Origin of the sequence: Cupriavidus sp. NPDC089707 (assembly GCF_044748965.1) — a bacterium.
Classification (GTDB): domain Bacteria; phylum Pseudomonadota; class Gammaproteobacteria; order Burkholderiales; family Burkholderiaceae; genus Cupriavidus.
This window is the reverse complement of the sequence record NZ_JBIVHB010000008.1, coordinates 216,860-238,905: the sequence shown is the minus strand read 5'-3', so window position 1 is coordinate 238,905 and position 22,046 is coordinate 216,860. Positions and strand designations below refer to the sequence as shown.

22 protein-coding genes are annotated in these 22,046 nt (G+C 61.9%); 13 read left to right on the top strand and 9 right to left on the bottom strand.

The genetic code is table 11. The features are described from left to right. The 9 genes from pilP to ACIP1U_RS15825 form a co-directional block, all read right to left on the bottom strand. On the bottom strand, positions 1 to 438 hold the full coding sequence (pilP, locus tag ACIP1U_RS15865) for a type IV pilus biogenesis protein PilP (RefSeq protein ID WP_400316481.1): 438 nt from the start codon (positions 436 to 438) through the stop codon (positions 1 to 3). A gap of 253 nt (positions 439 to 691) precedes the next feature. Continuing rightward, positions 692 to 2,362, bottom strand: a complete 1,671-nt coding sequence (locus ACIP1U_RS15860; RefSeq protein WP_400316646.1) for a type II secretion system protein GspD — start codon at positions 2,360 to 2,362, stop codon at positions 692 to 694. Next, complete coding sequence (locus ACIP1U_RS15855; protein WP_400316479.1) at positions 2,362 to 2,835, bottom strand: TcpQ domain-containing protein; 474 nt, start codon at positions 2,833 to 2,835, stop codon at positions 2,362 to 2,364. The genes ACIP1U_RS15860 and ACIP1U_RS15855 overlap by 1 nt, the downstream gene beginning before the upstream one ends. A 79-nt stretch (positions 2,836 to 2,914) precedes the next feature. Then, on the bottom strand, positions 2,915 to 3,337 hold the full coding sequence (locus ACIP1U_RS15850; RefSeq protein ID WP_400316644.1) for a lytic transglycosylase domain-containing protein: 423 nt from the start codon (positions 3,335 to 3,337) through the stop codon (positions 2,915 to 2,917). Between the two features lie 11 nt (positions 3,338 to 3,348). Further along, positions 3,349 to 4,626 carry a TrbG/VirB9 family P-type conjugative transfer protein gene (locus ACIP1U_RS15845; protein ID WP_400316477.1) on the bottom strand — a complete coding sequence of 426 codons (1,278 nt, stop codon included), beginning with the start codon at positions 4,624 to 4,626 and terminating at the stop codon, positions 3,349 to 3,351. Then, positions 4,623 to 5,426, bottom strand: coding sequence for a lytic transglycosylase (locus ACIP1U_RS15840; RefSeq protein ID WP_400316475.1), 804 nt, complete (start codon positions 5,424 to 5,426; stop codon positions 4,623 to 4,625). Before ACIP1U_RS15840 ends, ACIP1U_RS15845 begins: the two co-directional genes overlap by 4 nt. Then, positions 5,419 to 6,654 carry a TrbI/VirB10 family protein gene (locus ACIP1U_RS15835; protein ID WP_400316473.1) on the bottom strand — a complete coding sequence of 412 codons (1,236 nt, stop codon included), beginning with the start codon at positions 6,652 to 6,654 and terminating at the stop codon, positions 5,419 to 5,421. The genes ACIP1U_RS15840 and ACIP1U_RS15835 overlap by 8 nt, the downstream gene beginning before the upstream one ends. Continuing rightward, positions 6,654 to 7,562, bottom strand: a complete 909-nt coding sequence (locus ACIP1U_RS15830) for a TrbG/VirB9 family P-type conjugative transfer protein (RefSeq protein WP_400316471.1) — start codon at positions 7,560 to 7,562, stop codon at positions 6,654 to 6,656. Before ACIP1U_RS15830 ends, ACIP1U_RS15835 begins: the two co-directional genes overlap by 1 nt. 15 nt (positions 7,563 to 7,577) lie before the next feature. Continuing rightward, positions 7,578 to 8,285, bottom strand: coding sequence for a VirB8/TrbF family protein (locus tag ACIP1U_RS15825; protein WP_400316469.1), 708 nt, complete (start codon positions 8,283 to 8,285; stop codon positions 7,578 to 7,580). Between the two features lie 354 nt (positions 8,286 to 8,639). Between ACIP1U_RS15825 and ACIP1U_RS15820 the strand changes: the two genes are divergently transcribed. The 13 genes from ACIP1U_RS15820 to ACIP1U_RS15760 all read left to right on the top strand — a co-directional run bounded on the left by ACIP1U_RS15820 (position 8,640) and on the right by ACIP1U_RS15760 (position 22,005). Further along, positions 8,640 to 9,689, top strand: coding sequence for a CpaF family protein (locus tag ACIP1U_RS15820; RefSeq protein WP_400316467.1), 1,050 nt, complete (start codon positions 8,640 to 8,642; stop codon positions 9,687 to 9,689). Between the two features lie 18 nt (positions 9,690 to 9,707). Further along, positions 9,708 to 10,055 (top strand): TrbC/VirB2 family protein, encoded by a 348-nt coding sequence (locus tag ACIP1U_RS15815; protein ID WP_400316465.1) that lies wholly within the window; start codon positions 9,708 to 9,710, stop codon positions 10,053 to 10,055. A gap of 1 nt (position 10,056) precedes the next feature. Continuing rightward, complete coding sequence (locus tag ACIP1U_RS15810) at positions 10,057 to 10,386, top strand: conjugal transfer protein (RefSeq protein WP_400316463.1); 330 nt, start codon at positions 10,057 to 10,059, stop codon at positions 10,384 to 10,386. After that, positions 10,380 to 12,836, top strand: coding sequence for a VirB4 family type IV secretion system protein (locus ACIP1U_RS15805; RefSeq protein ID WP_400316461.1), 2,457 nt, complete (start codon positions 10,380 to 10,382; stop codon positions 12,834 to 12,836). The genes ACIP1U_RS15810 and ACIP1U_RS15805 overlap by 7 nt, the downstream gene beginning before the upstream one ends. A gap of 17 nt (positions 12,837 to 12,853) precedes the next feature. Continuing rightward, positions 12,854 to 13,612 (top strand): conjugal transfer protein TrbJ, encoded by a 759-nt coding sequence (locus ACIP1U_RS15800; protein ID WP_400316459.1) that lies wholly within the window; start codon positions 12,854 to 12,856, stop codon positions 13,610 to 13,612. A gap of 20 nt (positions 13,613 to 13,632) precedes the next feature. After that, on the top strand, positions 13,633 to 14,679 hold the full coding sequence (locus ACIP1U_RS15795) for a type IV secretion system protein (RefSeq protein ID WP_400316457.1): 1,047 nt from the start codon (positions 13,633 to 13,635) through the stop codon (positions 14,677 to 14,679). Further along, a complete protein-coding gene (locus ACIP1U_RS15790; RefSeq protein ID WP_400316455.1) occupies positions 14,676 to 15,914 on the top strand; it encodes a TraI domain-containing protein in 1,239 nt (412 codons plus the stop codon). The genes ACIP1U_RS15795 and ACIP1U_RS15790 overlap by 4 nt, the downstream gene beginning before the upstream one ends. After that, complete coding sequence (gene traD, locus ACIP1U_RS15785) at positions 15,911 to 17,776, top strand: conjugative transfer system coupling protein TraD (protein ID WP_400316454.1); 1,866 nt, start codon at positions 15,911 to 15,913, stop codon at positions 17,774 to 17,776. The genes ACIP1U_RS15790 and traD overlap by 4 nt, the downstream gene beginning before the upstream one ends. Before the next feature lie 5 nt (positions 17,777 to 17,781). Beyond that, positions 17,782 to 18,288: a hypothetical protein gene (locus ACIP1U_RS15780; protein ID WP_400316452.1), complete on the top strand. Its 507-nt coding sequence runs from the start codon at positions 17,782 to 17,784 to the stop codon at positions 18,286 to 18,288. Continuing rightward, complete coding sequence (locus tag ACIP1U_RS15775) at positions 18,263 to 18,559, top strand: hypothetical protein (protein ID WP_400316450.1); 297 nt, start codon at positions 18,263 to 18,265, stop codon at positions 18,557 to 18,559. The genes ACIP1U_RS15780 and ACIP1U_RS15775 overlap by 26 nt, the downstream gene beginning before the upstream one ends. A 1-nt stretch (position 18,560) precedes the next feature. Continuing rightward, complete coding sequence (locus tag ACIP1U_RS15770; RefSeq protein ID WP_400316448.1) at positions 18,561 to 19,178, top strand: DUF4400 domain-containing protein; 618 nt, start codon at positions 18,561 to 18,563, stop codon at positions 19,176 to 19,178. Between the two features lie 57 nt (positions 19,179 to 19,235). Next, a complete protein-coding gene (locus tag ACIP1U_RS15765; protein WP_400316446.1) occupies positions 19,236 to 20,087 on the top strand; it encodes an ATPase in 852 nt (283 codons plus the stop codon). Between the two features lie 178 nt (positions 20,088 to 20,265). Beyond that, positions 20,266 to 22,005: an ATP-dependent helicase gene (locus ACIP1U_RS15760; protein ID WP_400316444.1), complete on the top strand. Its 1,740-nt coding sequence runs from the start codon at positions 20,266 to 20,268 to the stop codon at positions 22,003 to 22,005. Positions 22,006 to 22,046: the final 41 nt, after the last annotated feature.

Here is a 22,046-nt window from a genome sequence, read left to right as displayed (position 1 = left end):
TCACGGCCTCAGCGTGCGCACGCGCTTGCCGTTGGCAAGCTTCACCCCAGCGTCGTCAATGCTCACGACCTTCCAGCCGCCGTCCAGCGTGTCGCCAGCCTGGACCGGTACCGTGCGCCCGCTGACATCCACGACGGCGTTGTAGTGACCATCGAACGCGCGCAACGACACCAGCCGGGGCGCCTCCGGCGCGAGCCGCGGCGCGCGCTCTGCGACGCCGCCAGCCGGCATGGGGCCAGCCAGCGAGATCGACGCCACGCCAGCGCCCGGCGCCGCCCCAGGAGGAGCGGCGACCAAGGCATCATCTGCGCGCTTGACTTCTGCCTTGTACTTGGCGATCTCGGCGCGCGCCTTCCACAAAGCCAGTTGGGACTGCAAAGCAGCGAGTTCCGGCGCGTCAGTGGGGCGCGACGGCTGGGCTGCCTCGACCGCAGGCATGCTCGCCGCTGTGGGCGCCACACTTCCGGTTGCTGAGGTAGCAGCCGTCGACTGCACCGACTGGGCAGTGCCGGGTTGCGAAGTCGCTGGGTTGCCCCCTGCCGAAGCGATCGCCGCTGCAACAGGGTTCGACATCGCCGACGCCCCATTGGCAGGGACGGCAGCCAAGAGGCCAGCGGTAGCGGCAATCGCAAGCGCGGCACGGCTCCAGCGAAGATTGAATGGACGATTCTGCATGGAAGTGTCCTCTGTGTTACAGCAAGCGGGCCGAGATCATGATGGCGATGACCGTATCGCCTCTGGTGGCACCAACCCCACCGCCCAGCGCCGCCATCCATGGCTCGCCGATCCCGTTGTTCGTGGTCGCCGCCTTCTGGTTGCGCAGGCCTGTCAGCACGAGCGATTCGCCTGGCTTCAGGGTGATCGACTGGGTGAAGCGGTTGGTCGGCATGGTGCGCAACTGCACAGTGGTCTGGTTGGAAGACCCACCCGAGTTGAACGGCTGCAGGGGCAGCAGATCCGACAGCGTCATGTCGAAGTTCATCAGGATGCGGCCATCGACAACCTTGGGCAAAAAGTTGCTGGTAAACCCATAGGTCACCGTACCGGTCTGGATGGAACTGGTGGAACCCACATTTGCGGCGAGCGTCGTCTGCGCCTGTGCAACGTAGTCCTGCAGCGTCGCCGTCTGTAACGCCAGGACCTTGCCGTTCTGCGTGACGCCCGAGCGCGATACCACCTGCGACACATTGCCGAGCGTCGAGAGCGCCTGCACCACGGCCTTGCTACCGGCAAACGGGCCACTCATGATTGTTGCGCCCAGGTTCATGGGGGTGGCACTGCCTGAAATGGTCGGCGTGCTGGGAGAACTGAACGACACGCCGGGCTGGCCGCTGGAGCTTTGATAGGCGAGCGAGAGATTCAGGCCATAGTTGTCCTCACGGGTCACGCGGACCTCGTAGACCTGCACATCGATGGCGACCTGCTTGCCGTACATGGCGGCCAAGCTCTTGACAAACTGTTCGATGCGATCGCATTGCACAGGGTCGCCAGTAACGGTCAGGGTGCCAAGGTTCTTGTCGACCACGACTTCGGCGCTCGCGCCAGCGACAGCCTTCGCGGTGGCCTGGAGCGTTTCCCACGGCTTCATCTCGACGGACATGGTCATGGTCTGGCCGCTTCGGCCGCCGCTCCCGCCTGCACTGCCGCCGTTCCCGCCGGCGCCTGCCATGCCCCCGGAGCTGCTGTCCGACGTGGTGATCGAACCGTTCATGGACGAGGCATCCGCGAGGCTCGGCAGCATGAAGGTCCGGGTTTCCGTCCGGAAGAACGCCACCGTGCCGTCGTTGTAACGCGACCAGACACCAAAATGCGCCTCGACGGCATCCAGGAAGCCCTTGAAGTTGCCTTCGTACCGGAGCGTCAAGGGCAATGTGACCGCCATGCCAGCGCCCTGGCCCGAGGCAGCAGCGCCGGCCAACGGGGCTGCCAGGTCTACGCGTGACGTGCCACCCATCGGGATTGGCCCGCTAGGCCGTGCCCCGGCGTTTGGCTGCGACGGCGCTGTACCACCCGTGGCTGACGCAACCGCAGAAGCGTCCACGGTCGCGCGCACGCCGACACTCTGTGCGATCCAGTTCACAGCCTCCGTCAACGACCCAAGCGTGCCCTTGAACACCACATGCTTGTTGTAAATGTCCGGCTGCGGCTTGCTTGCGCGGATCTTCTCGCCCATCAGCCACGCGCCTTCATGCACCCGGAATACCGGGCGGCTGCGGGGCGCATCGGCATAGGCCGCCTTTGCATCGCTGCCGATGGCATTCTGTACGTCGCGTGTTTCCATCACCCCGCAGCCCGACAGCAGCGTGGCGGCCGCCACGGCAGTCGCGGTGTAGCGCGCCGCGTTGCTCTTCATTTGCATCATCATTGGACCATCCCGTTTTGGCTGATAATCACCGTGCGATTGCCGCGCCAGCTATCCCCCACCACGTCGGCGCCGTTATTGGCCAGCTCCTCGACCACGCGCTTGACGGCGAGCTCGAAGTCGCTGCCGTAATCCTTGTCGCCGGGCACGATCCAGCCGTCCGGAACATTCCATGCGACTGCCCAACCGGCCCGGGCGGCCCAGTTCTGAAGCTGCTGTTGAAGCGCTTCCCCTTTGACAAGCCGGAACACGGCGCCGGGCGCCGGCGCGCTGGTCGGCACGGCCGGCGTGCTGGCCATGCTCGCCGCCGTGCTCGGGGCCATGCTCGGCGCTGCGCCTGCGGTTGGCGTATTGGCGGCCAGCAACGTCGGGCTGACGGCGGCTTTGGCGGCACGCGGCGGCTGCAGTTGCTGCCAGCCGTCGCTGGACAGTTGCGAGGCGTGCACCGCCGGCACAACGATCAGGCCGCTCACCAGGGATGCAGTGGCGACGGCAATGCGAACGGTTCGGTTGGATTGGCACATAACTATGCGTTCGGTTGAGGTGAAGGAACTACCGCAAGGCGGCGCGCTGCAGGGCCTGCCACCGCGCATGAATCTGGTTGGCGTAGCGCAACTGCTTGTCGGGTGAGGCAGCGTTGTAGGCCCCGACCGCCTTCCACGTTGGTCCGAAGCGCTGGATGTTCTCGCGCAGGATCCACGCGCCGACGTAGGCATTGATGCACCCATCAAACAGGTGGGCGCGCGTGATTCCATACCTGCCCAGGCGCGGCAGGTGGATCGAGTTGATCTGCATGAGGCCGATATCCTCCGAACCGTTGCCATTGCGATTCGTGACCCATGGCCGCATGCCCGACTCCTGCATCGCGATGCTCCGGAGCAACGAAGGGCTGACCCCATGAAACAACGCGGCATCATCAAGGCAGTCGGCGCGAGCTGCGCCGGCCAGCAAGAAGGATGCCGTCAGCGCCATCATCCAGCGGATCTTCACAGCGCCACCTTGCCGGGCTGTTCTTTGAACCGCACCTGCGGCGCGCGGTCCACATAGACCACGTTGCCGTCCGCGATCACCGTCAGGCGTGCGGCAATGCCGTTGAACTTGTAGTAGCGGTCCCTGTGCTCCCCGTTGCGCTGATGGTCGTCACCAAACACTGAAACGCTGACCAACGACTTGGCAAAGCTCAGATAGGTGGCGCCGTCCTTTTCGAAGACCATTTCCAGGCCAGCGCTGTTCTCGCGCGGAAACTCGTAGTCGATCTCGGGCGAGCGCTTCACCTCGACGGACTTGCCGTCCGCAGTCGCCGTGAACCGGTCAACGGTCGAGAAGGACAACACGCGCTGGGCATCGTCCCACCTCGTCCAGATCTTGCTGTCGGTTTCGCCACGCAGGACCAGGTCCTTGGGCTCTTGTTCGAACCGGATTTCGATCCTGCCCTGCTTGTTGTCCCGGATGGCCATGGCACCGAAAGCCGACGCCAGCGTCGGGCCCTCTGGCAGCGGCGTGCCCGCCACCGGCGACGTCGGCGCCGCGGATTCTTTCTGCGCTGCAGCCTCGGTGTCCGATGTCGTCAGGCCAGCCTGCAACACTCCAATAGGTGTCGCGGCGCTCGAGCCGCCCTCAACCACAGAAAAGCTTTTCGGCGGTCCGGCCCGCAGCGCGATGTTCCGGCGCGTGAAGTCCACTTCCGCGTAGAGATTGCGCTGCTCAAGCACCCGGGCGAGCGCCTGCAGCCAGTTCTCTCCGCCGCGCGTATCGAACGACACGTCGTCGGTCAGGGAGATATCCTTCTGCGCGGTGCCGCTCCACCCGGCCGGAGCAATCGACTTGATCATCTGCGCGAGAGGCAGGTTCGAGCGGCCGGCGCGCACCAACGGCTGACTGGCATAGTTGCCGATCATCGCCAGTCGTCCGGAGATCGCGGCGAGACTCCTTGGCATGTCTCCCACCGGATTTGCCGGCTCCGACGTGAATCCATTGGCACGCTTCCAGCGCGCGACAACAGGTTGCCCGCTGACGGAGTAGCGGACCACCTCCGGCACGCCGTCGATCACCCAATACGGGCCATTCTGAATGGCGCCGTCGGCTTGGACGACCTGGCCGTGCCGCGGCTGGATGTACGTCGACAGCCCATCGTTGAACACCATCGCGGGGCGCTCTGCGGCGCGCGCGATGACCTGGTAGTCGAAATCGAGCGGGTCGGTGTCGGCCGCCATGGCCTGCGCCGCCACCAGCGCAAGTGCAGAGAGAATGAACGGCCTGATCATTTGAATTGCGCCACGTGTTTCAGGAATCGGGAGAAGTACGGTCCACCCCGCTCAGGGTTCGCGCTGTGGTACCACGCCACCGCCTTCATCGGAGAGCCGCTTCGTTGCAGGTTCTCTGCCAGAATGTCTTCCGCCACGCGGATGTTTGTGGCCGGCGCAAGTGCCTCCCACGGCGAGGCGAATCGCTTGCCGTGATAGCACCAGTTCACCTGCATCAGCCCGACATCGAAATCGCAGCGCTGGCTGGCCAGAAGCCGGTTGATGGCCGCGTAGGCCTCGTCGCGCGTCGAGAAGAACATGCCGCGTCCGGCCACGTTAAGCGTCCACGGCCAGGGCCGGCCGCGGTAAGACGACTCGTTCATGGCGATGCCCGCCGTGATCTTGGGATCCACGCGGCTGCCCATCTGCGCGAACGGCTCAGTCTTCGGCGCGCACGCCCAGCCACCGCGCCGCTCCGCGATCGCTTCCTGAGCGGCATCGGTCAGCTCGAACGGACGCAGCCAGCCTTCACGCACCAGCAATGCGGCGATCGGCACGGGCTTGCCTGCCAGTGTCACGACCGGGCCGGCTTCCGCCCCGGCATCGACCTGCGCGCCCAAGAGACGTGCCGACCACGCAAGGAACGCATCGAGTCCGCAATACAGGACCGACTTTCCTTCTATGGTGTGCAACCGGGCCTGCCCATCGACCTTCACCACGATGGCATTCGGGCTAATGACCGCGTCGATCGTTGCCGCGTGTGCACCGGCAGTGATGAGCCCGGTAGCCATCCAGAGCAGGCACGCAAGCCGCTTAATCACGATAGGGCTCCAGCACGATGTCATGCTTGACCTGAACCAGCATCTTCTGCCCGGGCTCGGTCGTGATGGTCGGACGGATATTCTGGTTACGGTTCAGGATGGTCTGAGCCGTCTGCGTGGCGATCTGCCCTGCAGCGTTCCCATAGGCGACCAGTCCCGCCGGCCCGACGGTGGTGGTGGTCGGGTTGTCGTTGAATCGAAGCGACAGCGCGCCGATCACCAGCGCACCGGTGAAGATCTTCAAGAAGTGGTTGTTGACGTCGCCGCTATTGCCGGCGGTACCATCCGGATCGGCGCCCTGCATGCCCATCAGCGGCACGGTCTTGCCGTTTGGCAACTGCATGCGCACGAACGCCGTGAGAATGCGTTCCTGGCCGACCGCAATGTCGGCGCTATAGATGCCAACCAGCGTGCTGCCTGCAGGAATGACCTTGCAGTTACCTTGCACGGTGTCGTAGACGTCCTGTGACACGGTGGCGCGGAATTCGCCCGGCTTGTCCGAATTGAGTCCGCCGGCAAAGTTTGCGGGAATGACGAAGCCTCGACTGACCGTGCATTTTGGCAACTTGCCATCGAAGCCGGTTCGCAACGTCGTCGTGCCGCCCGCGTCCCGCAGGAACTGCCGGTCACCGGACAGCTGTGGCGCGGTCGCGCCTTCCTGTGCCAGAGCAGCCGCGTTCGCAGCGCCCTGGCGTGCCGCCACCGCTTGCTGCAGCGCACGCATCTGAGCCGGGTCCGTGACATCGGTCATGCCGGGCGGCCGGCTTTGATTCAGTTGCGATTTGCGCGCGCCCGACTTGAACACCGGTGCCGTGAAGAGATCATCCTGCTCGTTCTTCTTCGGATCCACGGTGGGATTGGCCTTCGCCCCGCCGCCCAGGTCCGCTGCGGTCATGACCGGCGCTTTCGTGTCAGGGGCAATAGCGGCTTTGCGCTGCCGCTCCGCCTCCTCACGGGCCTTGTCCGCCTGGGCGCGAATCGCCGCCTCGAGGCTTTGGCCGGTGTCAGCGTTGCCCGCGCGCTGCTTGATCTGATCGGCGCGCGCCTGTTCCGCCTTCGCTTCGAGCTGCTCGTCAGTGATGGTTTGGAAGTAGTAGCCCAACCCACCGACCAGTACTGCCGAGATGCCACCCAGTGCGAACAGCACATTGCGCGGGAGTTTCCCCTTGACAGTGCGCTCCTGCGCGTCGGTCACGGACGTGACATGATCCACCTTCGTGCCGCGCATCAGAACAGCCCCAAGACGCGACGACGGCCACGCTCGATCTTGACTTCATCGTCGCCGGAGCGCAGCACAACGGTATCGGCCAGGCGCTGTACCACCAGATAGCCGCCGCGGCGGATCTGGTTCACCACCACGAAGTCGCTGCCGTCCTTCACCAGGGCGACCGGCCAGCTCTGAAGCGCGGCGGCAGGCAGGCGCAGCCATAGCGCTTTGCCATCGTCGAAAGCAGTCTCCGGCTTGAAACTGGCGCTTCCAGAAATGGCGTATTCGAAGTTCAATTGGTCCGGCGGCACCGCCACGGCATCGGCGTTACGCGATTCGCCCTCGCCCGTCTTCGCATTGTCCCCTTGCTCGCCACGTAAGTCGTTACGGGCCTTGACCTTGGCCGAGATCGACGTCGGGATGCGGAATCGCACTTTCTGGTAGAAGATGCCGCCCAGAGGTGAAGACACCAGCGTGAACTCGTAGCTGCGCTTGTTCGTGTTCACCGAGAGCGTATTGACGAGACCCGCCGCTTGCGGCTTCACGTAGAGATGGTTGGCGCCATCGGTGTCGTAGTCCCAACGTACGTTCTCGCCCCAGGCCGGATCGCCAACGATCTGCTCGTCGTACGGAAACTCGATGGTCGTGACCTTCAATGGCGCGCTCAGCACGCGGAAGATCTGGTCCCGGCTGTACGTGAACACCACGAGGCGAGAGTCGCCCGGCAGCGCGATGGGATCGACACCGCCATTGAACGGATTGGCCGGGTTCATGGCGTCGCTCAGATCGCCGATACCCAGCCCGGCAATGCCGGCGCCAAGACGGCGCGCGCTCTTGTCCGCTGCGTTGCCATCCGGAATGGACAGCAGCAATGCCAGGCCAAGGGCGATGACCAGCGGGAGAACTCGGGAGGAGGTACGGGCGTCCATGGGCATAGTTGCGGCTCAGGCCGCGGATTTCTGGATCGAGAAGAAAATGGGGAACACGCCAAACGGATTCGTGCCGAGCATGGCTTCCTTGTCGGCCGGCTTGACCTGGTAGCGGAAGGTGATCGCGTACCGCTGCTTGCGCGGCTTGTATCCGTCTTCGGTTGTCGTGGTGACGAACTCGACCACGACTGTGCTGTCGGGCAGGCTTGCGATATTGGTGAACCTGGGCTCGCGTGTGAGCGTTGGCGATGCCATCACCTGCCGGAACGGCTCATCCTCGTCCACCCATGCCTTGAACTGCTCCTTCGCCGATCCCAGCATCTGCTCTCGCACCGAACGCAGGCTCGCAGCCATGCGCGAAGATTCGACCTGCGGCGTCAGGATGGGCTCGATGGTGAACCACCGCTGCACAAGATCCTTCAGCGCGGCTTGCACTTGTCGTTCATCCGGGTGGAATGCGTCCAGCTCGCGCGTGATGGGCTTGCCCGTCGCATCCGCAGACACGCCCACGACCTTCACCACCGACGGCGGCGGCTCCCGGGTCAGAATCGCGACGAGCGCGAGGCATGCGGCGCCGGCTGTAGCGAGCTTCCAGTGGTTGCGGTCCACGGTGATGCGCGTGGTCCGATCGAAGATGACTTGCTCCGGACGCTCTTCGCCATACATGCCCGGCGCAACGGTCAGGGGCTTGGCTTTGTCGGTGTGTTTGCGAGAGAAGCGCATGTGGCGGCAGGACTTTGGGATGCCGCTAATTGAATCAGCGAATTGCCCTCCACCTGGCCTCGAAAGCTATGCCATTTTGCAGAGCTTTCCATATTTTTGGCATCGACCTTCAATGCTAACGAGCGAACGAGGTTTCCGATGCTGTTCTGGCGATTCCTCATGCTGAGCGATGGCGTCGGCGCATCACACTTCGAATGCTCAGGTTTCGACCGCGTCTTTCGCTGATTTTGGAAGGAACATGTTCCTTTTCGCGAGGACGGGACGGCCACACGCTGCAGACTCCGTCGAATGCTCCTGAAAATGGCCTAGTTTTCGGTCCGCCGCGTCAGACTTTGCCCGCCAACAATAGCGGGCATGGAATCAGCGTCCACCAACCACCCTCTTCTGCAACTTTCGCAGCTGGCCGATAGCGCCGTTTCGATGTTTTTCGAATCGCTGGCGCCGCTGCACGACGCCATCCACGCCGATGATGTCGCAGAAGTCATGATCAACCGCCACAACAGCATCTGGGTGGAGCGACGCGGCGTCATGACCCGCCTCGATGTCGAGCTCGATCCCTTCAAGGTCGAAGGGGCAATCCGGTCTCTGGCCTCCTCAGTCGAGAAATCCGCGGTCCGTGGCACGGCACAGGGCATCATCAACGCAGGTCACAAGGGCCTACGGATTGCCGCTGTGATGCAGCCAACTTCGATCGAAGGCCATGCGCTCAGCATCCGGCGGCATCGCGAGAAGAACATGCGCCTGTCGGACTACGTGAAGGCCGGCGCTTTCTCCTCTCGAAACGCACGCACGGAATCCGAAACGCCCATCTTCAGCGGCTCGGTCGAGGACGAAGCACTCGCCCAAGCGCTCGGCGAGCTTGTCCGACAACGCAAGAACATCCTGGTCGCAGGCGGTACGTCCTCTGGCAAGACCACGCTCCTCAACGCCATGGTTGGGGAGATCCCGCCGGACGAGCGCGTCATCACCATCGAGGATACGACCGAACTCAAGCCCAGCGTGCCGAACGTCGTGCGGCTGCTTTCCAACGCCGACAAGGGGGTCACCACCCAGCATCTGGTTGCGCTCTCCCTGCGCTTCCGGCCCGACCGGATCCTGGTTGGTGAAGTCCGCGGCGGTGAAGCGTACGACATGCTCCAGGCCTTCAACACCGGTCACGACGGCGGCATGGGGTCTCTTCACGCACCTAGCCCACGCATGGCCTTGTCCCGTCTCGAAAGCATGGCCCTCCTCGGCATCCCACCCGGCTCCGGTTGGAGGGTCGAGGATATGCGCCGGCTCATCGCAGACTGCATTCACTACGTGGTGCACATGAAGCGATCGGGGGACATGCGCGTGCTCTCCGAGATCATTGAGATCAAGGGCTTTCGCAACAACGACTACGAATTCCAACGTGTTTTCTAACCTCAGGAGTCCTTCCGCATGACCTCCCCGTTCACCCTGCGCACACGTGCCACCGCACGCAAGTATGCGCCATCCATCCTGTTGCTCATCGGCATGATGGCGGTGGCCACCTCCGCCGCCGCCGCGGACGATTCGTTCCTCGGCAATCTCGGCAACTTCATCTGTGGCATCGCCACCTTCATCAACACCAAGTATCTCTTCGTCATTGGCCTGATCGTCATCGTGCTCGGCGCGTACGCCTATGCCAATGCGGAGTCCAGCCTGTCCAAGTTCATTTCGGGGGCGTGCGTGGGCGTAGGCCTTGCCGCGGCGGCGCCGTCGATCCTCAAGACACTGAACATCGTCGCCGCCTGTACCGGGTTCTGACATGCGCAAACACCATGTGAGCATCGGCTTGTCGATGCCTCGCCTGATCGCAGGCGCGGTACGCGGGCTTGCCATCGCCAACGGCACCATCGTCGCGCTGCTGATCTATGTCACTTACCGCAGTGGCTGGGAGATTCCGGTTGCGATCTTTGTCAGCGGCCTTTGCAACCATGCGTTGCTTGCCTGGCTGACCAGCCGTGACCCATGGTGGAACCAGATTCTCAACGTCTACAACATGTACGGCGACTTGTATGAATCCGTGCCCTGGCACGGCAAGTCTCACTCGGTGTTTCGCCGGCCCTACGGCTTTGACAGCGACCTGCCATGCTGAAACTGAAACGCCGGCCGCTGGCCGAGATCGCGCCGTGGCTAACATCCATTACGCCGGAGCTGATCCTGAACAAGGATGGATCACTTCTGGCGACGTATGAGTTTCGGGGTGTCGACGCCGATAGCGCTGATGCGAGCGACATTACCTCGGCGCGCGACCAGCTCGACCAGGCTTGCCGGTCCTTTGACAATCGGATCACCGCTTGGTGGCGCCTGTCCCACCGCCGTACTACCGGCTTCATCGACGGCGATTTCAGCAACGGCGCGGACGCGCGGCTCAACGCGCTGAACCGTGCGCATATGACCACCGGGCGGTACTTCCGGAACACGCACGCCCTCAGTATTGCCTACACCCCCGAGTCGGGCATCGCAAAGTTCTTCGAGAAAATTGGGTATCACATGACGGTCGGGGGGCGGTCGGTCTATGGCGCCATCGTTGAGGCGGCGAAAGACACGGTCCTGTCTCGCAGCGCCTTTGCCTTCGATATGGAAAGGATGCACGCGGATACCCGGCGCTTTGAGGCCATGCTCGATGCCTTTACCGGCGGCATACCGCGCATCAAGCCGACCCGCCTCACCATGCAGGACAGCTATGCGGCGCTTCACCAGGTCGCCAATCCCAGCGTGCCGCCGCGCCGCATCCGGTATCCGGTCACTTTGCTTGACACGCACCTGACAGAATCCGAGGTCACGGTGGGCGCCGAGCGACTGCTATTCGAATCCGCCCACGGCAAGCGCTATGCCGCGGTTGTCGCGGTGAAGGAATGGATGAGCTTCCAGGAAGCGGCGCTTGACAGCCTGATGCAGGTGGATGCGGAGCTGGACGTCTGCATCATGTACCGCTTTCTGGACACCGCGCGCGCCACGGCCTACATCGAGAAGGTCCGCCGATTCTACAAGATGGCCGCGGTGAACCTGCGGTCCATGATGAAGCAGTACGTCTCCAAGGAGGAAAGCGAGAACGACGAAGGCCGCGAGGAACTTGCCAAGGAGGCAGGACACGCGCTCAAGCGGCTCACCGCCGAGGGAATCCAGCACGGCTTTGCCAATATCTCGGTGATTGTCTACGCGGATTCGGAAGGTGAATGCGAGGACGCCGTCAGCGAGGTGGTCGGTGCGTTGACCAACGCCGGCTTTGGGACGATCCGCGAGAAGGCGAACCTGATGCCCGCCTGGAACAGTACCCTGCCTGGTCGCTGGGACAAGCAACGCCGCCTCCAGTTCGTCGAAACGCCGGCCATATCCGACATCGCGCCGGTTCGCTCGGTCTTAGAAGGCCCTTCCTACAACGCGTGGCTGAGCGAGAAGACCGGGGCGGAAGTTCCCCCCCTGACCTGCCTGCCAACACGCCACCGCACAATCCAGCGCGTCGACATGCATCAGCGCGGCGGCAATGGTCATCTGTTCGTCATCGGCCCGATCGGTGCCGGCAAATCCGTGTTCCTGAATTTCCTGGTGTCGCAAGGCGACCGGCACAAGGCGCGGCGAATTCGCTTCGACAAGGACCGTTCCACACGCATTCCCACGCTGCTGAGCGGCGGTACGTTCATTGACGTCACCGGGAAGTTTCAGACCAGCACGCCGGTCAATCCGTTGTCGCTGCTGGCCAATCCGGAAAACTTCACCTACATCACCGAGTGGCTGAAGCTCGCTCTCGAGGATGACGACTTCACGCTGTCGCCTCAGCAGGTTCAGGACCTCTTTGAGGCCGTCAAGCTGTTGGCTGGCTACCCTCGCGAGCGCTGGACCCTCAGCTCGCTCTCGACGATGCTGCATGCCGACCTGCGCGAGCGGCTTCAGATCTGGCTCAAGGGTGGTCAGTACGGGCACTTCTTCGATCACGCCGAAGACGCCTTCGCCGTGAGTGACAACCTATGTATCGAGATGGGTGAACTGTTCCAGAAGTACGAACGCGCGGCGGTGCTGTTCGCCGACTATGCGTTCTACCGGATCAGTCAGTCGATGGATGGCATCCGCTACACGATCATCGAGGTCGAGGAATGCGGCTTCTTCTTCCAGAACGAGCGATTCTATCGGCGCTATGAGGATTGGATCACCACCATCCGCAAGCTCAACGGCGCCATCTGGTCCGCGACCCAGTCCCTGCGTCAGATTGCGCGCGTGGCGAACTTCGAGATCCTCAAGGAGAACATCGCCAACTGGATCTATCTGCCGAACAGCCAGGCCAAGACCAGTCCCGAACTCTACAAGGAGAAGTTCGGCCTAACCGACGACCAGGTGCAGCTGATTTCAGACGCGGTGCCTAACCGCGACTACCTCCTGATCACCAATACCCAGACCCGGATGCTGCAGACGGCATTCTCCGACGAGATGGTGGCCATGCTGCGCTCGGACGGTGTCGCGCAGTCCATCTGCGACAAGCACTACGCGTCGGGGGAATCCGATTGGCAGGACCGCTATGTGCGCGAAATGCTCGCGCGCGCGGCATAACTTTGGAGAATCTCAACGTGAAGAAGTGGATCGCCAACATCGCCATCGCAACCTCGGCTCTCGGGGCTTCGTCTGCCCACGCCGCCCTGCCCGTCACCGACTGGGTGGGCCTGGTTCAGACTACGATGACCGCCATGCAGTCCCTAAAGACCGAGGTCTACGAGAATACCAACATCATGTACCAGTACAAGATGATGGCCAACCAGCTTCTTCAGGCCACCGGCTTGGACGCCGGGGCCATCATGGAGCAACTGGATTCGATCACGGAAGAAATCGGCAAGTACGAGATCTACGGCACCACGCTCAAGGACCTGTACGGCACCGTTTCGGACAATGCCGACTATCTGAAGAAGATTCATAGCATGGTCGTGGCCTCTGGCAAGACGAAGGATCAATGGTTCGAGGACCAACGCGCGCTGCTGAGCAATGGCGACAAGACCGCCAAGGCACTGTTTAGTTTGGGCGAGCAAATCTTCAAGAACACACAGTCCGTGGCGAAGCGCCGACAAAAGATCCAATCGAACATTAAGCTCTCGCCCACCGCGCAGGCCGCGGCGCAGACGACCAACCAGATGCTCGACGTTCTCGCCAGCCAGAACTCGGATCTGCTGCAGCTCATGAGCGTTCGTGCTCAAGCCGACGCGGACAAGGACCAACAGAGCGTCGCAAAAGAGACGCAAAGCGCTGAGGCCATGCGCGCGATTACGATCGCGCAGGATGAAGAACTCAAGCAGCTGCGCGCGCGCGTGTTCTCCCGCAAGCTGCAAGCTGACTGATCCGGGTGCAACGAAACGCCATGCTGTTGCGCCTACTGATTCTGCTTGTCACCGCGGTGCTCTTGCACACCGCCCCGGCTTTTGCTCAGGCAGCAAGTTCCGATACCGGAGCCCCTTCGCAGTCAGGAGAGGCTTCCCAGACCCCGCCTTCGTTCTCGGGTCAGACGGGCACTGTTGCCGAATCCCTCAAGAGTTGGATTGGGCAGTTCGACTCTTTCCGCACCGGCCTGATCGGGGGCGCCACCTCACTCAGTCAGACCATCCGATCGGAGACGGACAAGGTGGCCTACGGTTTGGCGCTCATTACGCTGACGCTTGCCGCCATCCGTTTCGCAGGCACAAACAACCCGACGAGTGCGTGGACGGACATCCTGGAAACCATCATGGTGCTCGGCATCCTCGCCTCCGTCTATGTGGGATACAGCCAATTTACGCCAGGCATCTATGATTGGTTCACGACGCTGGCCAACAAGATCGCCGGTACACGATCCAGCAATCCGGCGATGACTCTCATCTCGGTGGGCGCGGGATTCCTGGACTCGTACAACCAGGCGATGGACGCGGCAAACGGCCTCAGCATGATCGGCGTGGCAGTTTCGGGATTGATTCTGCTCTTTACGTTCGTAGTCTGCGCAGTGGCAGCGCTGATGTACAGCTTCTATATTGCCTTGGGAGAGGTGCAGGCCGCCGTGGGAATCGTCATCGGCCCCTTGGCAGTCGCCCTGGCATTCTCCGACTACACACGGCGCTATTTCATGTCCTGGCTCGATTTCATGATCGGCGCTTCGATGTATATCGTCATTTCAACCATCATGGCGCGACTCGTTTCAAGCGCTTTCACTTCCACGATCGTCGATCAGGCTGGCATTGGTACCAAATCTTTGGCTGGCGCCGCCTATGCCCTTGGTGTTGCCTTGTTCATGCTGCTGGTCGCACTCGAGATTCCCAAGATGGCCGGTGCGGTCTTTGGATCGGGGGGCGGCTTGAGCGGTGGCGCCGCCGCACGCCTGGGCATGAAGGCAGCTGGCGGCATCGGCGGGTTCCTCGCCAAGAAAGGCAAGAAATGACGGTCCATCAGCCCTTGCCTGCAACGGACTTGCTGGCGGCCCACGATAGTCGCATCGCGCTGGTTCGGCAATACGCCAACGAAACGAACGAGTCGGATTTCAGGAGCAAGTGGCTGAGCGTACTGGAGCGCTGTGCCGCATGGTTCTCCAGCATGCCGCTTCGGGCGGCTGAGCACGCCGAGCCCGGCGGGGCGTTTCGTGCCACGGTCGAAGCTGCCTACTTCGCCATGCGCCTTTCCGGCGCCCAGAAGTTTGCCGCGGACCAGACGTCGGAGCGCAGACGCCAGCTTGGGCCTCAGTACCTGTATGCGCTCTTCCTGGCTGCCTGCTGTTCGCGGCTGGACGAGCCTTGTCGCCACTTCCAGTTCTTCCGGCATCGCGATGGGGCGGAATGGGTTCCTGCCGCACACGGGGCGTTCGGCAGCTGGCTCGGCGCTGACACCTACCAGGTGACGCGTCGTGAGGCACCGTTGCCGATCGAACGGATGCGCACGGCGCTGCTTGCGCGAGAGATTCTGGGGGCCGACCGGTTGGGCGCTTTTGACAGCCAGGTGCTCACCGAACTGTTCGGCGCCATCAACCCCGATCCACGGCCGTCCGGGCTGGAGACGCTCCTGCACAAGGTTGTGCGGCAAGCGATCGACACCACAACCCAGTTCGAGGTGAAGGCCCGTCGTGCCGCCTTTGCCCCGGACGGAACACCTGCGCCGTCGGCCCACATCCTTGCCGCCGATGCAGCCGACGCTACGACGGTATCAGTGAAACAGCCGCTGGCGAACGAGGATGCCACGAAGACGGAAGCAGAGTCGCCACCGCAAGCGACAGGTAGCGAGCCGAATTCGCCTGATGCGGCAGATGGCCCCCCAGCGGCCGGCGTAACGCACGCGCAAGTTGAGCCATCTCGCAACGTGGTGCAACTCGACGGAGCCCGTTCGTTGCGCAAGGAGCCGACACCAGAGGATCCCTTCAAGGCGCTCGCTGGCACCTCGAATCTCATGCGCGAGTTCTTCAAGGCGCTCTCGCAGGACGCGGCCGCCGGCAAGACCAAGGTGACACGCGTTGAGGGAAAGGTTGCCATCAGCAAGCGCTCGCTCGGCAACTATGGCATCGCCTCCGACACGCTGATTGAGCATCTGCGCAAGTTCAAGCATCTCTACAAGATCGTGGGGCAAGACATACTCCTGGTCGACGAAGTTGGAAACCTGTTCATGCCTGCCCTGCAAACTGACGCATGAATCATTACATCAACCACTTCCGCCCAATCTACGAGTTCCGGGCCGCGGTCGGCTGGGCGCTGGCGTCGTTGCTGCTGCTCGTGAGCGGCATGCCCAACGGGCCCTACTTCTCTTTGGTTTGCCTGGCATTCCTGCTCGTTCGCTCCACACAGGTGTGGCGGGCGCTGCGGTTCCGGCTTGCCATCTCCACGAAATGGCTGACCCTGACCAAGATCGATGACCTTCTTGTGCAGAGCCGACGACTGCGGTCCGCGGACAAGGACGAGGATGCCATGTATCTGGGTACCGGCTACGAATGGACTCAGAAGCACTGTCAGATCGCCCATGACATCCTGCGCATGCCGTCGAGCGATATCCCGGGCCTGCCCAAATGGCTTCCCAAGGACACCGTCAAGGCCATAGAGAAGGCGTTCGCCCCCGAGCACAGCATCGCCGACTGCTCGCCACAGGGCAAGTCGTGGATCGGCGGCATGGAATCGCTGCGCTTTCCCATCCCATTTCACTACAAGGCGATGGGCGGACACACGTCGATCAGCGGCACCACAGGGTCAGGAAAGACACGGACATTCGAACTGATCTCGACGCAGGTGATCCACAACCCCAATGACGTTTTGATCGCGATCGACCCCAAGAACGACCCCGACTGGGCGGCACGGTGCAAGCGTGAATGCGAGCGCACCGGACGAAAGTTTTTGTACTGGAAACAGGCGGCGCCCTCGCAATCCATCCGGCTGAACCCACTTGAGAACTGGTCCCAGCCGTCGGAGATTCCGACTCGCATCGCCCAGCTGATGGAGGAAGGACCGTTTCGCCAGTTCGCGTTCCTGTTCATTGACCGTTCCGTCAAGGGCGAGCTGTACGTGGGCGACAAGCCGAACCTGCGGTCGATCCTGCAGTACGCGCAAAACGGCATCAATAGTTTGCTCGAGCGAGCGCTGGAGCGATTCTTCCCAGAAGCCGGCAAGTCCGATTGGGAAGAAGAGGTCACTGCGTACATGCAAAAGGTCGCACAGAAGCCGGGCGGTGCGCGCCTGGATGCCATGGTCAGTATGTATATCGATCGATTCGCCAAGCTCGGCAATGGGCACGAGACGATCGATGGCCTGATCTCGACCTTTCAGCACGACCGCGACCACTATGGCCGGATCATTGCTTCTGCCCTGCCCCTTCTGCAGATGCTCGCCACCGGTGAGACCGGACTGATGCTCGCGCCCAAAGCTGACGATTTTGAGGATAACCGCGAGATTTGGGATATCGACAAGGTCATCAAGCAGAAGGCAGTGCTCTATGTCGGCGCCGATTCGCTATCCAATTCGATGGTGGCGCAGGCAGTCATGTCGATGCTGCTGGCCGACATCGCGTCGGTCGCCGGCGCGATCTACAACTTCTACGCCAAGCCGCCCGAGATCGTCCTGGTTGTCGACGAAGCGGCCGAGGCCATCAACGAGCAGTTGCTCCAGTTGCTGAACAAGGGCCGCGGGGCCGGCTTCAGGGCGTTCGTGGCTTACCAGACCCGCTCGGACTTTACGGCCAAACTCGGAAACGTGGCGAAAATGCAGCAGGTCTTGGGGAACTTGAACAACCAGATCGTTTTACGCTTGGAAGACATCGACACGGCCAAGTGGTTCTCCGAGAAAGCCGGCACCACAGCCATCCGCAACCTGGTCGTCTCAAGCAGCACCAGCACCGGTACGGAGGCCCATGTCGGCGAGTTCAGCGGCTCGGTATCTCGATCGGCTCAGCTTGAGAAGGCGCCGCTCATTCCGCACGACCTGGTCATGCAACTGCCGAACCTGCAGTACTTCCTGCGAATCTCTGGTGGCGCCGTCTACCAGGGTCGAATTCCCATTATCACGGACTAATACCAATGCGCAGCAGCCTGTTCCGACAAATCGTCAAGGAATACAAGCTTTCGGCGAAGCTCTCGCCGGTGCTCTCGCTATCGCCGGACCTCGATGACATTTGCACGCGGGTAGTCGACTACATCGGCGTGAATTTCCGCGTCAGCGATGAGCCGCTGGTCAAGGAAATGCTCGCCGATGGCATCACAGCGTGGCGCAACGCGCGCAAGCACGGCGATCCCAATGTCGCTTTCATGATGGGGCTGTTCTCCCGCGCTCACGAGCTCTATGGCAAGCGCTATGCCGCGTTCAAGGGCGAAAAGTACAACGTCTGGTATCCGTTTCACGAATCCATTCCGGCGTTCGAGCAGCGCCAGCCGGAGGGCTATGTCTGCCGCGTCGTCGACGAGCCAGCGCCTGGCGAGATCACCCAACGCTGCGCAGCGTTTCAGCTCGCCGCCCGCGTCCTGACGGGTTACACCTTCACTCGCTATTTCGAGAACTACGATGTCGCTGGCAACTTTGCACACTGACGCGCGCCGGGCGGCGATCCGACTCAAACAGGCTCCCGCTCGCCTTGCCGCCAGGCTCTGTGGTGTCGACCCCGCGCTCGCGCTGCACATGCACGAATGGTTGACGGCGCCGGCGCAAGTTGCCAAGGATATGCCCCAGTCCTTCTCCAGCGGAGCGGCTGCGGCATGCTTTGCGCTCATCAAGATTTCGGTAGACAAGCCGGCTATCTTCTGGGGCGCTCTGTTTGCTTTCTTGAGCCTGCCGCTATGGCTGGCGCTGCGCTGGATCTGACATGGCCAACAGCCGTTTCGCTTCGCACGTACGCTTGTGGTTGATCGTCTCGCCATTGATGATCTGCACACTCGCTCCATTCATTCCGAACGAAAGCGCCTTCGAGATCAGTGAGGCCGAGCAAGCGTCGGTTGAGCGCGTGCTCGGCCAGGACATGGCCGATATCGCCGTGTCAATGGCCAATGCCCGCTTTCACAAATGGTTTATCGAGAGCGGTGTCGTCAAGGCGTCGTTCTCCGGCTCCGACGCCCAGACCGCCTTCTCCGATGGGGGCGCTGCCGCCTTCGGTCGAAATTGGATGCAGCACCTCTGGCTGACGATCTACCGCGCGGTGTATCGGGCGTCGGTGGCTCATCACTGGGTATTCGGCGCGATCATCCTCTTCGTTGCGCTGTTCAACGATGGGACCGTATCGCGAAAGATTCGCGCCGCCGGGGCTGGATTCGCCAACCCGGTGACATTTCACGTTGCGGCTCACGGGTTGATGCTCTGCTTTGGCTTCGGAGCGTCGGCCCTGCTGTTACCCCTTCCCATGCTGGCGACCTGGTGGACCTTCGGTGTCTGCCTGATCGGCCTGCTCTGCTGGCGCCTTGCGGCGTCTTTCCATGTCGGCAAGTAGCCGGTCCCGTAACGACGACCAAGGCCGGTTGCCCGGCCTCTAAATGGAGAAATCATAATGACCACGATCGATTTGACCCCCGCCGAAGAGACCCTGCAGCAATCCGGGCCGACCGACCTTGCTGTGGCGCCGCTCGTCGCGACGTCTCCAACGCTTGGCGCAATAGACAGTTCTGGCGACGTAGAGACCGAGCTCGCAGAGATGGAGCAATCGGCCGACGCACTGCGCCAGGAAGGTCTGATCTCGACAGCGGACCATGAGGAGCGCAAGGCGCAGGTGGAGCGCACGCGTAAGCTCTTCCGGGACTTGGCGCCCGAGGACCGCCAGGCGATCGTTCGTCGCCGCCGCGAACTCGGCCTCCTGATCCTCAATCGCGAACTTGCCGGTGCGGCGGTTGTGCCAGTAGCCCTCAAGCTCAATCACACCCGCCTGCGGCCGCTGTTCGAGCAATGGTGGCCGTACATGAACCGCATGTCGCTGAACCTGCAGCGTTTCGGTGCCGCCACGTTCTCGCGCTCTGAATTGTCGACGCTCGAAAACTACCTTGAACGCGAACTCTCCAAGATCGAGGACTATGTCGACGAGCAGCTGCGCGTGGCGAAAGCCTACCGCGAACAACGAGAACAGGAAATGCGCGCACAAGACGAGATTGTGTTTGTGCCGACAATCCAGCGCCCCTCCCTTTCGCTCGAGGTTCAAGCCTATTCGCGCTTCTCCGTGCGGGCACTGCAGATCTTGATCAAGTTCGATCAAACCATGGACCAGTTCGACTTCATGGTCTGGAACGGCATCCGTGACCAGAGCGACGTCAACGACGAAGTCACGCGCTTCCTGCGCAAGTTCCAGCCGCTGGGGCTGCGCAGCTACACCACGCACCTGAAGCTGATGACGACTGTGCGCGGGATGTAAGCCCAAGTGTCACCTGGTGTGAGCACGTCACCCCAGAGGCAACAAGTTACCCCGTGGGGTCACTTGCTATCACCTTGTGACCTACATCAGCGCCCCAACTGCCTCGAATCTGCCTAGTAGTCGTATTTCGGGGCACTTGCTCACACGTGCTATCACCAGCCACCACAACGGGATTCCAATGTCGCTCGAAAAGGTACTAGCAGTCCTCAATCCCGCACAACGCGAAGTCGTGGACCTGCGTCAGCACTGCCTCGCCGTGGCGGTACCTGGGGCTGGAAAGACGGCGACGATCGCTGCCAAGACGGCGGTCCTGCTCGCGGATCCGCATGTGACTGTGGGCGCAGTGACGTTCAGTAAGGACGCCGCGGTCGAGCTTCGCGAGCGGATCCTCGCACTTGCCGGAGCAGCGACGAAAAGACGACTGCTTGCTGGTACGTTCCATTCTCTTGCCTATAAGCAGCTTGGACGGCGCGACGGTGGCAGCGCGCCAGACATCGCCACCGATGGCGATCGTACCGGGCTTCTGATCCAGGTTCTCTCTGACCTCGGGTTGGACTGGAAGGTGGAGGACGCCATCGCGGCGGTCGAAACGATTAAGACCAACTTCGGCCAGGTACAAAGCGGCAGCGTCGAAGAAGTGCTTTACCGTGGCTACCAGGACTCACTGGAGCGAAACGGCAAGATTGATTTCCAGGACATGCTTCGGCTAGCCGTGGAAGGCATGCAGAACGGCACCATCGAGCCGTATCCGTTCAGGTACCTCCTGGTCGACGAATTTCAGGACACTGACCCTCTCCAATATCAGTGGATCGCCTCGCATGCTCAGGCCGGATCGATTGTGACCGTTGTTGGCGATGATGACCAGAGCATCTATGGCTTCCGATCAGCGTTGGGCTTCCGCGGAATGGAATCTTTTATTCGTCAGTTTGACGCGCAGTCAGTGGTGTTAGGCAACAACTATCGCTGCCACGCAGAGATTCTTGGGACGGCGGACCGAATCATCCGGAATAACCGCGACAGGATCCCAAAGGAACTGGTTGCGCACAAGGGTCCCGGCGGGAAGGTTCAGTTCCAGCGGTTCGCTGACGAGTATGCCGAGGCTGTCGCAGCGATGGAGCATCTGACGGCGGCGGTAAGGAACGGGCAATCGGCGGCAGTCCTTGCCCGTACCAACCGCATTCTCGACCCCGTCGAGGCGATATGCCGATCGCATGGCGTCAAGTATTTTCGGGCGTCCGGCAAGTCGATTCTGAACCGGCCTGAGGCCGCCCTCATGTGCAATCTTCTGGAACTGGTCCAGAAGACGAAGAGTACCGGTGTGGACGCGCTGCTGTCCTTTGTCGGGATTGATACCCAAGAACTACGGCTCCTGCACAGCAAGGGCCGCGCGAATACAGAACAGCGCCAAAGAAAAGAGCTCCTGGAACTGGGCCTTTCGGAAGCATCGGCGGATCGCTATCGGGAACTTATGAAACGGCTTGTCGAGTGGCGATCGCTCTGCGACCGGCAGTTTTATTCGCTGGTGCTGGAAGGAGTGTACGAATGGATGATGCACCAGACCGACTCTGATCCTGCCCGTCGGGCCACGACCACGACGTTCGACGTACTGTCCCGACTCAATGGTCCATTTTCGGACCGGCTGGAGTTCCTGCGCCGCAACAACAATGAGCCGGCGCAGGACGCGCTGATCCTAACAACCATGCACAGCTCCAAGGGGCTAGAGTGGGATCGGGTATGGATCATCCGAGCCGAGGAAACCGTGGTGCCGGATGAGAAAAGCACCGAATCGGAAGAGCGGCGCCTGTTTTACGTGGCCGTGACGAGAGCACGTGAAGACCTGCGCCTATCGATGGCGAAGAAGAATCCGACCTCTCGCTTTGTGTTGGAGGCAGGTCTTGATGCGTCGACCGCTACATGACGATGCAAGCGCTGTGGCGCTGTGATCCGGTGCTTGCTGCC